Raw genomic sequence first — 13,451 nt, forward strand, 5'->3', positions numbered from 1 at the left:
ATTATTTTTTCATTATAGATGAAATAAAAAATCCATCGGTTCCTTTTTCACCAGGAAAAAGCTGTAACATACCTAGTTCTGTTCCACTACAATCACGGAAAGACTCAGGTAGTCTATCCATCAGTGTTTCATCGAAATAAGCATCTTGTCTCTCTTCAACAAATGATGTAATGACCTTATTATTCTCTTCTTTGTCTATCGTACATGTACTGTAAACTAAACGTCCACCTGCTTTTAACAATGGCCACACTGAATCTAATATATCTCGCTGAACTGTTGACAGATGATGAATATCTTCGATACTTTTAGTCCATTTTAAATCAGGTTTTCTTTGGATAACCCCTAATCCAGAGCATGGTGCATCGACTAAAATGCGATCAAAGCTCTCTCGTTCAAAATGTTCTTCAGCGCCCCTTGCATCCATAGTTTGTACATGTATATTTGTTAGTTGGAGCCTTTGAGCTTGTTGTTCAATAAGTCCCACTTTGTGCTTGTGGATATCAAGAGAGACTACTTCCCCCCTATTGCCCATTCTTTCAGCTATATGGGTAGATTTCCCGCCTGGTGCTGCACATGCGTCAAGGACTCGTTCATTTTCTTTAGGGTCTAAGGCGTATGCAACTAACATGGAACCTTCGTCTTGAATAGTAATCCAGCCTTTTTTATATGCTTTTGTCGGAATAACTGACCCTTTCAGAATAACGAGACTTTCTGGTATATTCTTACTTTCCTTTGCTTCAATACCATCATTCTGTAAGGATTGAATAACTTCAGCCTTTGAAGCTTTTAGTGTATTTAACCTTACAGTATGAATGGGATGTAACAGATTTGCTTCAGCCATCTTAGCTGTTTTTTCAGTACCGTATTGATTACTCCAACGGGAAATTAACCAGACTGGATGGCTTGTCTTTACAGCGAGTTGTTCCATAGGATCTTCAATTGCTTCAGGATTTGGGAGTTCTCCACGCTGAATGGACCGTAATATCCCATTCACCATTCCAGCAATCCCTTGATGTCCCCTTTTTTTGGCAATCTGAACGGCTTCATTTATGGCAGCATGATCAGGAATCCTGTCTAGGTACACCATTTGATAGAGAGTTAATCGTAAAAGAATTAACACCCATTTTTCTAATTTATGTAAAGGCCGCTTCGAAAATGGTGTTAAATAATAATCGATCGTTTTTTGAAACTGAATTGTTCCATAGACAACCTCTGTTAGTAAAGGAACATCCTTAGGATTCAGCTTTGCTTTTTTAATGGTCTCGTTTAATAACAAATGGCTATAGGCTTGGTTTTTTTCAATTTTCAAAAGTACTTCTAATGCAGACTCTCTTACATTACCTTGTTTCATCTTATTCTCCTAGCTTAAGACCAGTTGTCCAGTCCTTCCCTGCCCCTAGTAAAAAAGTTTTTGTATCCATTCTTTTCTTTCCGGAAGGTTGAAGCTCCGTTATATTTAGTACCGTTCCTTCTCCGCAGGCTACAGAAAAGCTATTTTGATCAATCTGAATGACTGTACCTGGATCTTCGTTTATTTTCGCCGTAGATACTTCTGTCCACCATATTTTTAACCGGCTGTTATCAAAAGTAGTATATGCCACAGGCCAAGGTACCAATCCACGGACTTGATTATATATTTCCCTAGCTGTCCTGTTCCAATTAATAATTTCTTTATCTTTCGTTATATTGGGAGCATAGCTTACCTCTGATTCATCTTGTTCCACCGCCGTAATAGACCCTTCCATAATTTCAGGAAGAGTTTCTAGAAGTAGTGAAGCTCCTAACTTACTTAACTTATCATGCATTGTTCCCGTTGTATCCGTCTCTTCAATCGGGATAGCACTCTGGGAAAGCATTGCCCCTGCATCCAACTTTTCCACCATATACATAATGGTGATCCCCGTTTCTTTCTCCCCATCAATGATAGCTTGATGAATCGGGGCACCTCCGCGATATTTCGGAAGTAAGGAAGCATGAACATTAATACACCCTAATGGGGGTACATCGAGAAGTCCTTTAGGTAAGATTTGTCCAAATGCTGCTGTTATTAGTATGTCCGGTTGAATTTCAGCAACCTTTTGCCATTCCTCTGCTTTTTTTATTTTTTCAGGTTGGAATACTGGAATACCATGCTTTTCCGCAGCTACTTTAACTGGTGGCGGAGTTAGTTGTCGTTTCCTGCCCTTTGGCCTGTCGGGTTGAGTGACTACTAATTGAACATCATATTCATTTTCAACTAAAGCATCTAATATAGGTACTGCGAAGTCAGGTGTCCCCATAAATACTACTTTCATTGCCGTTCCTCCATTTCTATTTAAGGCTTATTTCTCAAAAAGATTATTGGTCGGATCCATTTCAGGCGGACCAATTACGACTAAAGGCTGCCCGCAGGCAATCAGCCTCCTCGCTTCGCACCGGCATGCTCACTGCGGTGTCTTCTCCTGTTGAGACAGGACAATTCCAATTACATCATCATGTATGGGTTTGTGTCTATTAGTACGGATAGGTCTGTTCGGGCCATTTCCCCTTGGTATGTTTTAATTATTTCTTGAAGTACTTTGATCATCTTAGGTTCAACTTTGTATTTTATCATGCATTGATAACGATATCTATCTTTGATCCTTGGAATGGATGAGGCAGCTGGTCCAAATATTAAGGTGGTTGGTGAAAGATTCTCACGTAAATAATGGCATATTTTTTCTGTAACTCGTATAGCATTCGTTAAGTCCGTATCACTTACATGGATCAATGTTAAAAAATAATAGGGCGGATAAGCTGCTTGCTTTCGTAATTGCATCTCCCTTTGATAAAAAGAAACATAATCATGCTGTTTTACATCTACAATACTATAGTGATCCGGTGTATATGTCTGAACGATAACTTCCCCTGCTTTTTCATGACGTCCTGCCCTGCCGCTTACTTGTGTCAATAGTTGAAAAGTCCGTTCACTTGATCTGAAATCTGGAATATGTAGCATGGAATCTGCAGCTAGGATTCCCACCAATGTTATGTTCGGGAAGTCCAACCCTTTCGCAATCATTTGTGTCCCTAGGAGAACATCCCCTTCTCCACTTCCAAACCTATCAAGTAATTTTTCATGGGATCCTTTACGCTTTGTCGTATCTACATCCATTCGGATAACTCGTATGTCCGGAAAAACTTTTTGTAGTTCTTCCTCCACCTTCTGCGTCCCTGAACCGAAGAAACGAATAGAGTCCCCTTCACAGCTTGGGCAAAAAGTTGGTGGTGTTTCTATATGGTTACAATAATGGCATTGTAAAGTTTGATTTGTGCGATGATAAGTTAACGATATATCACAATGTGGACATTGAGCTACATATCCACAGTCTCGACAGAGGATAAACGTTGAATACCCTCTACGGTTGAGAAATAAAACCATTTGCTCCTTTTTTTCTAGTCGACTCCTCATTGCCTCCGTTAAGGATTCAGAGAACATGGACCTGTTTCCCTTTTTAAGCTCTTCTCGCATATCAATGATATTTACCACAGGTAACTGCACATTGTTTACGCGTTTTTCCATCGTTAATAAATGATATACACCTTTTTGAGCCCTAGCAAAGCTTTCCAAAGAAGGAGTAGCACTTCCTAATATAACTGGACATTTATAATATCCTCCCCTTTTAATAGCCACATCACGAGCGTGGTAACGGGGGGCTTCCTCCTGCTTATAACTCGTTTCATGCTCCTCATCAATAATGATCATTCCAATATTTTCAAAGGGAGCAAAAATAGCAGATCGTGCTCCAACAGCAACCCGTACTTTCTTATCCCTTATTCTCCGCCATTCATCATACTTTTCCCCTTTGGAAAGGGCACTGTGAAGTACTGCCACCTCGGAACCAAATCGTTCTTTGAACCTTTTTACCATTTGTGGTGTTAAAGATATTTCAGGAACGAGCATTATGGCTTCTTTCCCTAGAGACAAAGCTCTATCGATGGCTTGAAGATAAACCTCCGTTTTGCCACTACCTGTAACTCCTCTTAATAAAAATGTTTCATGCTCACCTTTATCCATCTTGTTTAAAATAGGGTTTAATGCCGCTCTCTGTTCTTCCGTTAAGGGAAGGGCTTCTGTCCGTTCAAACTTCCTTCCCTCGTAGGGGTCTCTCCTTATCTCCACTTCCTCTTGGACTAACACTCCTTTTTGTACAAGTGTATTTATGGTACTCCTTGAGGTTTGAGTAGTTTCCATTAATTCTACAACAGATATTTCCGTTGGTTTGCTTATAAAATAATCTACTAAATCTATTTGTTTTTTAGCCTGACTGGTCAAAGAAGACTTAAATTGTTCTAATTCTTTTTTCGAAAAGGCTGGGCGAACAGCATTTCTTTTTTTCTTCGTTTCCCCTGTTCCAACAATAGGAATAATCCTGAGCTCCTGTTTCTTTACCCCTTCCATTAACAGCTTCCGCTCCAGATCTGTCCCTTTTTTGATTAGTTCATCCCAATCAAGAACAGAGTCATGTTGTTTAAAAAATGTTTTTAGATGCGGTGACATATCTTCAATACTTATGTCTGGATGAGGATGAACTTCTTTTTTGTATTTAGCACGCATGGCAGCTGGAAGCATGACCTTAAGGACACCAATATGAAAGGATAATGTCTGATCTTTTACCCAAAAAGAAAGATCCAACAGTTCATTCGTCAAAGGGGGTTCTACATCAATTAATTCTTCAATAGGCTTCAATTTTTTAATATCGAATTCACTCGTTTCTCCTATCTCCAAAACAAACCCTTGTACTTTCCTCGGACCAAAGGGGACTACAACCCTCATTCCAGGTAGAATCGTATCAATAAATGGGGCGGGAATAAGATAATCAAAAAGCCTGTCCGTTTGATTTGTTGCAACATCCACAATGACACGAGCAATCATTTGTTTTTCTCCAAATGCAGATTCATTGCTACCTCCAATAATTGCTTTGCTGCTTCAGACTTAGTTGTCATGGGAATGTGAACAGGCTCCCCCTGTTTTCTATACAATGTCAGTTCATTAGTATCTCCTTGGAAGCCAGCCCCCTCCGCAACAATAGAGTTTGCTGCAATCATATCCACTTGCTTTTTCTCTAGTTTTCCAAGAGCGTACTGCTCAATCTTTTCCGATTCAGCAGCAAACCCTATTAATGTTTGATGAACACGCTTTTCCCCAAGTGTTTTTAATATATCCTTCGTCCGTTCCATTTCAATAACTAGTTCCCCATCCTTCTTCTTTAACTTTTGGTCATATGTGTATTTTGGACGATAATCTGCTACAGCTGCAGCCTTAATCACTATATCCATTTCCTCAAAGTTACTCATGACCTTTTGATACATTTCCTCTGCCGATTCTACAGGTATAAACTTTACACCCTTTGGCGGTGTAAGATTCGTCGGACCGGATACGAGGATAACATTAGCACCTAGTGCTGCTGCTTCCTCCGCAATAGCATAGCCCATTTTCCCAGAAGAACGATTAGTAAAAAAGCGGACAGGATCGATGTTCTCACGAGTTGGTCCTGCAGTAACTAAGATCTTTTTCCCATGCCATTCAGGATTGATTTTTTTCGAAAAATGGTTGTTTATGAGTATAAGAAGATCCTCTGGTTCCGCCATTCTTCCTTTCCCTTCGTAGCCACAGGCTAAATAACCTTCATTCGGTTCCACAAATTGATAGCCGTAGGATTTTAGAATTTCCATATTCTTTTGAACGGCAGGATGGTCATACATATGTACATTCATTGCTGGAGCTATATAAACAGGGGCCGTTGTTTTTAACAGAATCGTAGTCACCATATCATCCGCTATTCCATTGGCGAACTTCCCAATAACATTGGCTGTAGCAGGAGCAACTAAGACCACGTCTGCCCAGTCAGCGACATCTATATGAGCAATCTTTTCTGGATCCTTTTCCTCAAAGGTATTCGTATAAACACGATCTCTAGACAATGCTTGAAAGGTTAAAGGGGTTACAAATTCCGTTGCCGATTTTGTCATTGCCACCTTAACATTATAACCGCTCTGTATTAACTTACTTGTCAAGGCTGCTGCTTTGAAGACAGCAATACCTCCTGAGACACAAAGTAAAACATTAAATTTCTTCTCCATTATTCGTCCCTCCAACAAATATCCCTTTTCACACTTCTATCTACACGATACCTAAAAAATCTCAGAATGACAAAAGAAAAAACAACCTTCAGAAGGTTGTTTTTGATCCATTAGTCTTCTAAGTGATTAGATGCAGTTAATTTCTCTGCATCAATTTCTTCTAGAGCCATACCAACAAAATTCACTGACTTGGATTTTTCACTTTTTTGAAAAAGCTCAGGGTTTTCTCTTAATTGTCTCGCTCGGTGAGCGGAAACGGTAACTAGCGTATACTTTGAATTTATTTTTGTCATTAAAGAATCAATTGATGGCTGCAACATAGTTGACTCACTCCTTTACAAGCTCTTTATATATATGAATAAGGCGCTCTTTTTTACAATTCTCAGCTGTGACGATGGATTTAATTCGTTCAACAGCTGCCTCCACCTCATCATTTTCAACAACATAATCATATTTATCCATTAATTCAATTTCATCTTTAGCTACAGTTATGCGACTATCAATGAGATCTTGAGTCTCTGTACCACGGCCTTCCAAGCGGCTTCGTAGCTCCTTTATGCTTGGAGGCATGAGAAAAATAAAGACACCTTCAGGGAAGGTTTCCTTCACTTGAAGTGCCCCTTGCACTTCAATTTCTAAAATTACGTCATGCCCGGCAGCAATCGTTTCTTCTACATATTTTCTCGGTGTACCATAATAATTATCAACATATTTTGCCCATTCTAAAAGCTCGTTATTTTCTATCATGGATTCAAACTCCTCTTTTGACTTAAAGAAGTAGTTTACACCATCTATCTCCCCTTCACGAGGGTTTCTTGTTGTGGCTGAAACGGAATATCGAATATGTGTATCATGTTTTCTTAAAGCTCCGCATACCGTACCTTTCCCAACACCAGAAGGGCCGGAAAGAACTATAAGTAATCCCTTATCTCTTTTCATAAATACCTCCAGCTTTCATTTACCGACTCGTCTCTCAATGTTTTACCATACTTTTCCCCTAATATTCAAGGTCAATTATAAAAAAGATGAGAATAAACTTAATTTATTATGTAAAAAATAGCGAACCGGGAAAAAGAAAGTCATTTAATCTGTCTTTCACTAATTTAATTTAAAATATATAATGCAAATTTTTATACTACTTATGGAAATTTTCATTTGTAGGGATTCTACCCTCCAAAGGCGAATCAGGTTGTCATTCGCTACGGTCCACTCCCTTTCCGCGGACGACCTGTCAAGCCCCCACGGGCTTCGCCCTGTGTGGTCTTGACTTACTCGTTCTTCCGCTGGAGTGTCGTGGACCTTCGCTCATTCCAATGCAGACTTAAATTTTCATTTTCCATGGTGGGAATTATCATTCATGGAGGTCTACTGAAAATACAAAATCCATGTTGTCGTTCGCACTCTCGAAGGAGTGGAAGGCGGCGACTCCAGCGACGAGCGTTTACTTCTTGAATAAGCTTCGAGTTGTCTCGACGCAGCTTCTACAGCGCGTAGCTAGAAGAGGAAGAGACAGGAACCCGAGGAGGCTGAAGCATTGCCCGCAGAAGCCAGGATGGCGACATTACGCCTGTAACGGATTCGAGAGACAAGGTTAATGCATGTTTATACTACATAGTGTAATTTTTATCTATTGAGTTTCCACTAAAAATTTACACCTTGCTGTCAAAGTTTGATGCCATCGGAAATTCCGATGGCATGATTAAGTGAAATTATGTTATTCCTCAGATACTTCATCTTTGTTATTGAACACCCTTTGTGCCACAGTTTCCGGTTGAACTGCAGATAAAATGACATGATCGCTGTCAGCTATGATCACTGCACGTGTCCTTCTTCCATACGTAGCATCAATGAGCATATTTCTTTCTCTTGCTTCATTAATAATACGTTTAATTGGAGCAGACTCAGGACTTACGATTGAAATAATACGATTGGCAGAAACAATATTTCCAAACCCAATGTTAATCAGTCTAATATCCATTTTCATTTCCCCTAACTATGTCTAAGTATAAAACAATAAGAAAAGCAATAAATAATGCTATATCTTTTATTTTAATTTATTCGATATTCTGTACTTGTTCCCTGATCTTTTCTAATTCAGATTTCATCTCAACCACACGCTGGCTAATATTGATATTATTTGCTTTTGAACCAATAGTGTTCGTTTCTCGATTAATTTCCTGTACAAGGAAATCTAATTTTCTTCCTACAACATCGTTTTGCTGTAAAATTTCACGGAACTGTTTTAAGTGACTTTCCATTCTTGTTAATTCCTCTTGGACATCACTCTTATCCGCATAAACTGCAACCTCTGTTAAAATTCGAGATTCATCCACTTCTATTTTACCACTAACAAACTCCTGAACTCGTTTTGTTAGTCTTTCACGGTAGTTTTCCTGAACTGTAGGTGCATATTCCTTAAGGTCTTGCACCGATTGAGCAATTCTCTCCACACGCTTTTTTACATCTTCATATAATTGTTTACCTTCCACTTTACGCATTTCCTTCAATTGTTGAACGGCTTCTTCGGTGGCTGAATATACCATCTTCTCTATGTCCTCTGAAACCTCATCCGATTCCTGAACATGAACAACATCCTCGTGAAGAAGCAGTTGATCGATAGGGAATGTCTGGGAAGTAACATATTTTTCTGCCATTTTTTCGAAGGTCGTAAGGTATTGATCAAATAATTTCCAATCAACGGATAAGGATCTATTGACAATCCCTTCTCCCTGAAGATTAATAAATACATCTACTTTACCGCGCTGTACGTACCTAGATATGAGCTTTTTTAATTTATCTTCAAGAAAGAAAAATTGACGGGGCATCCGTATGTTAATTTCGCAAAATCGGTGATTTACGGCCCTCATCTCCACTGTAACGTGGAAATCCCCGTTTTCTTTCAGAGAGCGTCCATATCCTGTCATACTTATTATCATTTCTATCACATCCACATGTATATTCTAAACTTTTTTATAGATTACAACAAGAGAAACAATTCTTCGAACTGCCAAATTAATGGTTCTGCCGTATTTTCCCCTTTAATTTAATCATGTTTTTGGAAAATAATACAACATAAACTTTAAGAGTCTGTTCAAAAAGGTCGGTTTTTGAGCTGTTTGAATAGACTCTTAAAGTCATTTTGATGGATATTCGCTAATCGTGACTAGATGAAGCTGTATATCTTTTCTGCTAGCCTTTTAATTGATATAATAAAGGGAATGCATTATTGTACGTATTTTTAATACATAGAGGTGGTATTATGTCGTTCGATGGTATTGTTACCCGTGCAGTTACGAATGACCTAAAGGAACAGCTCCTGACAGGACGTATCGTTAAAATACATCAGCCATATAAAACAGATCTTATTATAACAATTAGAGTAAGGGGACGTAATCAATCATTATTTATTTCAGCCAACCCCTCCTTTGCTAGACTTCATATAACAAAAGAGAAATTCGAAAATCCCCAAGAACCACCAATGTTTTGCATGCTCTTAAGAAAGCACCTTGAGGGCAGTATTGTTGAAAACATTGAGCAAAAGGGATTAGAACGTATAGTAACCTTTTCTTTTAAAGGAAAAAATGAACTGGGGGACGTATCCTATAAAACTTTAATTGTGGAGTTTATGGGACGGCACAGTAATATTCTTTTTGTAAACAGGGATGATAATAAAATTATAGATAGTATTAAACATATCCCTCCATCACTCTCCAGCTTTCGAACTGTTTTACCAGGTCAGCTTTACAAGGAGCCACCTCACCAGGATAAATTAAATCCACTAGAAGTGACAGAAGAGGATCTTCTGAAGAAGCTAGATTTTAATAAGGGAAAGATGGACCAGCAATTATTGAATACTTTTAGCGGGCTATCACCACAGGTTATTAAAGAGATTCTATTTCGGGCGAAGCTTACAAATCGAGAGACACTGCCAAAGGCCTTTCTTGAAACCCTTGCCCCAGTTAAGGAACATCACTATTGGCCACAAATGATTGTTTCCGATTTGGGGGAAGCTTTCTCTGTCGTGGATTTAACCCATAAAAAAGGTAATATTACGGTTTTTGATAGTGTCCATGAATTACTGGATCGCTATTATTCCGGTAAAGCAGAGCGTGACCGTGTAAAACAGCAAGCGAATGACTTAGAGAAGTTTCTACGAAATGAATTTAATAAAAACAAAAAGAAAATTAAAAAGCTGGAAAAGACATTAAGTGATGCGGATAAGGCACAGCGCGAGCAGCGATATGGGGAATTATTAACAGCACACATGCACCTTATTAAAGCAGGTGACAAGGAAGTTACTGTGACCGATTATTATGATCCAGAGCAAGGTTCAGTAACCATTCCTTTGGATCCGCAAAAATCTCCATCTGAAAATGCCCAGCATTATTTCCGAAGATACCAGAAGCTGAAAAAATCCGTGGTTGTAGTTAAAGAACAAATTGAACATGCAAAAGGAGAACTGGATTATTTGGAGCAGCTAATACAACAGGTGGAAACAGCCTCTCCCCGAGATATTGAGGGCATCCGGGAGGAGCTTGCGGAAGAGGGGTATATTAAACGCCGAGCTCAAAAAAATCAAAAGAAGAAAAAGAACGATAAGCCAGTCTTAGAACAATATATTTCTTCCGAAGGCATTGATATATTAGTTGGTAAAAATAACAAACAAAACGAGTACTTAACTAACCGTTTTGCCCGCCAAAATGACACTTGGCTTCATACGAAAGATATCCCCGGATCCCATGTTGTTATTAGAGCTGGAGTAGATGAGTTTGGTGAAGCTACTTTATTGGAAGCGGCAAATTTAGCTGCTTATTTCAGTAAAGGTAGACAATCTGGCCAGGTACCCGTTGATTATACGTTAATTCGTCATGTAAAAAAGCCAAGCGGAGCGAAACCGGGGTATGTTATATATGACAATCAAACAACATTGTATGTGACACCAGATGAAGATTTAGTAAGGAAGCTAAGAAAATAAGGCGAAGGTTTTATTGGAGGCTGGGACAAACGTATTTTTACTAATAAAAAATCCGAACAAACTTGATGTAGGTGCAATCTACCCGCTTCGTAAATATACTTCGCTTTCCGCGGGCGGCTGGTGAGCCTCTGCTCCCGCAGGACACTGACTACACATCCTTGAGATTGCCCACGCACGAAGAAAATGTGCTAACATTTTCGAGGAGTCTACGTATATTTCCTCCGCTAAGGTAGTGTATTGTTCGTATTTCCGATTAAACACTTTAGTTATGTCCCAGCCTCTTTTTTCGTTGAAGCTTTTATCTTGGTCATTGCGTACCATATTTTTAATTCATAACCTATCTCAAAAATAGTAGCCTCATATTGAAAATCTACTAAAAACCTACTTAGTTCATCCATTCTCCCACTTAATAACACACCATTATAAATTCCGTGCTTCCATATAACTTCCCCTTGTCGGTCCTGGTTCAGCGGGCCACGCTTTAGCAGCCTTCCAAAAAAACGCGAGCTCCCGATAGGAAACTCGCGTTATATTTATCCTGCGTCCAATACTTTAAATTGTGCTTTAACAAGAGAATAGTATTCTCCTTTTTGTTTCATAAGTTCATCATGATTACCTTGCTCAATAATATTTCCTTGCTCTAAGACGATTATATTGTCCGCTTCACGGATGGTAGAAAGTCGATGAGCAATCATAATCGCTGTTCGACCATGCAATAGACGACGCAGCGCCTCTTGAATGACCTGCTCTGTTTCCGTATCAATAGAGGCTGTAGCTTCGTCTAAGATTAAAATTTGTGGGTCTGCCAACAACGCTCTAGCAAAAGACAGCAATTGTCTTTCTCCTACAGATAAAACATTTCCTCTCTCTTCCACTTCAGTATCGTAACCGTTCTTCAGCTGCGTAATAAATTTATGTGCCCCAACGGTCTTAGCCGCTTCCACTACTTCTTCGTTCGTAGCATCCGGACGTCCAAAGCGGATATTATCCATAATTGTACCAGAGAAAATAAATGTATCTTGTAATACGATACTTACCTTTTCTCGTAAACTATCAAGGGTAATGTCACGAAGGTCATGTCCATCGATCGTTACGCGGCCTTTCGTAGGGTCATAGAATCGAGTAATTAAGTTTACGATGGTCGTCTTACCACTACCTGTATGGCCAACTAAGGCCACGGTGGAACCGGCATCCATCGTTAAGTTAATTCCCTTTAAAGCTTTACGTTCTTCATCATAAGCGAATTCCACATTCTCAAATTGGATTTTCCCGTCAATATGCTTCAACTGCTTCGCCTTTTCCTTTTCAGGAACAGATGGGCGCTCATCTAAAAACTCGAAAATACGCTCTGAAGAGGCCATACCTACTAATAATTGGTTATATACTTGCCCTAGGCGTGAAATAGGCTCCCAGAACATTCCAATATAAATAGCGAAAGCTACGAAGTCCCCGATAGAGATAGATCCGCTTTGAATTAAGAATACACCGTACCATAAAAGGACAGCGGTACCTATTGCCCCACTCATCTCAACAAATGGACGGAACAAAGCGTTTTTCTGTGTAGCATTTCTCCACGCTTCAAAGTTTTCCTGGTTCATCTTCTTAAAGAATCCGATATTTTCCTTCTCTTGCGTATACGATTGTGTAACTCGAATCCCTTGAATACTCTCGTTCAAGTGAGAGTTAATCATGGATTGCTTAATACGAACATCCTGCCAAGACCTACGAATATTTCTACGTAGCTTGGTAGAAATAAAGAACATGAGCGGCAATACGACCATAATTGCCAATGTAAGTTCAGGACTAATCATAAATAATAAGACAATAATCCCGAACAACATGATAAGATCCATTAATAGGTTAATTACCCCGTTTGTAAACAAGTCCTGCAACGAGTTTACATCGTTTGTAATTCGAACAAGGATAGAACCTGCAGAACGCTGATCAAAAAAGCGATGGGAAAGCTTTTGAATATGGTCAAATAAGGCCTTCCTCAAATCGAAAATAATATATTGCCCTACTTTATTCATATAGTAAATACGAATAACATTACCTAGCCAATGGAAGAGATACAATACTGATAATATACCAACCATTAACCAGAGAAAGTTTACATTCTGATAATCGATAATATTATCCAAAGCATAACTACCAATTAACATTGGAGCAATCAGCCGGACAGCTGTGGCCAATAACATCCCAAAAATAGCGAGAGGTAATAACGTTTTGGCATAAGGCTTCATATAGCGAAAAAGCCTAAGCATTTGTTTCCAGTTAAATGGCTTTTCAATGGCCTGGTCTGTTGAATAACGGAACCTCTTTAAGGTTCGTTCCTTTACTAAATTATTTCTTTCTTTTTCTGTCAAGCTGTTCA

The 13,451-nt window shown here is 39.1% G+C and carries 11 protein-coding genes; 1 reads left to right on the forward strand and 10 read right to left on the reverse strand.

Annotated elements, in window-relative coordinates; genetic code table 11:
• Position 1 precedes the first annotated feature (1 nt).
• The 8 genes from rsmB to J2S74_RS05590 form a co-directional block, all read right to left on the reverse strand.
• Positions 2 to 1,351: a 16S rRNA (cytosine(967)-C(5))-methyltransferase RsmB gene (rsmB, locus tag J2S74_RS05555; protein WP_307322858.1), complete on the reverse strand. Its 1,350-nt coding sequence runs from the start codon at positions 1,349 to 1,351 to the stop codon at positions 2 to 4.
• 1 nt (position 1,352) lies between these two features.
• Complete coding sequence (fmt, locus tag J2S74_RS05560; protein ID WP_307322861.1) at positions 1,353 to 2,294, reverse strand: methionyl-tRNA formyltransferase; 942 nt, start codon at positions 2,292 to 2,294, stop codon at positions 1,353 to 1,355.
• 170 nt (positions 2,295 to 2,464) lie between these two features.
• Entirely contained in the window at positions 2,465 to 4,894 is a 2,430-nt protein-coding gene (priA, locus tag J2S74_RS05565; protein ID WP_307322863.1) for a primosomal protein N', read from the reverse strand.
• Positions 4,891 to 6,102, reverse strand: coding sequence for a bifunctional phosphopantothenoylcysteine decarboxylase/phosphopantothenate--cysteine ligase CoaBC (coaBC, locus tag J2S74_RS05570; RefSeq protein ID WP_307322864.1), 1,212 nt, complete (start codon positions 6,100 to 6,102; stop codon positions 4,891 to 4,893). The genes priA and coaBC overlap by 4 nt, the downstream gene beginning before the upstream one ends.
• 110 nt (positions 6,103 to 6,212) lie before the next feature.
• The gene (gene rpoZ / locus J2S74_RS05575) at positions 6,213 to 6,422 is read right to left on the reverse strand and encodes a DNA-directed RNA polymerase subunit omega (RefSeq protein ID WP_307322866.1); all 210 of its coding nucleotides are present in this window, start codon (positions 6,420 to 6,422) and stop codon (positions 6,213 to 6,215) included.
• A gap of 7 nt (positions 6,423 to 6,429) precedes the next feature.
• Entirely contained in the window at positions 6,430 to 7,041 is a 612-nt protein-coding gene (gene gmk / locus J2S74_RS05580) for a guanylate kinase (RefSeq protein ID WP_307322868.1), read from the reverse strand.
• Positions 7,042 to 7,816: 775 nt separating this feature from the next.
• Positions 7,817 to 8,080 carry an extracellular matrix/biofilm regulator RemA gene (remA, locus tag J2S74_RS05585; protein WP_307322871.1) on the reverse strand — a complete coding sequence of 88 codons (264 nt, stop codon included), beginning with the start codon at positions 8,078 to 8,080 and terminating at the stop codon, positions 7,817 to 7,819.
• A 76-nt stretch (positions 8,081 to 8,156) separates the two neighbouring features.
• Entirely contained in the window at positions 8,157 to 9,038 is an 882-nt protein-coding gene (locus J2S74_RS05590) for a YicC/YloC family endoribonuclease (RefSeq protein ID WP_307322873.1), read from the reverse strand.
• Between the two features lie 323 nt (positions 9,039 to 9,361).
• On the opposite strand from J2S74_RS05590, the gene J2S74_RS05595 reads away from it, so the two are divergent.
• A complete protein-coding gene (locus J2S74_RS05595; protein ID WP_307322876.1) occupies positions 9,362 to 11,077 on the forward strand; it encodes an Rqc2 family fibronectin-binding protein in 1,716 nt (571 codons plus the stop codon).
• Between the two features lie 266 nt (positions 11,078 to 11,343).
• Here the strand turns inward: J2S74_RS05595 and J2S74_RS05600 are convergent, their stop codons facing one another.
• On the reverse strand, positions 11,344 to 11,493 hold the full coding sequence (locus tag J2S74_RS05600) for a hypothetical protein (protein WP_307322879.1): 150 nt from the start codon (positions 11,491 to 11,493) through the stop codon (positions 11,344 to 11,346).
• Between the two features lie 117 nt (positions 11,494 to 11,610).
• Positions 11,611 to 13,443, reverse strand: coding sequence for an ABC transporter ATP-binding protein (locus J2S74_RS05605; RefSeq protein WP_307322881.1), 1,833 nt, complete (start codon positions 13,441 to 13,443; stop codon positions 11,611 to 11,613).
• Positions 13,444 to 13,451 lie beyond the last annotated feature (8 nt).

Source organism: Evansella vedderi, assembly GCF_030813435.1.
GTDB classification, from domain to species: Bacteria; Bacillota; Bacilli; order Bacillales; family Salisediminibacteriaceae; genus Evansella; species Evansella vedderi.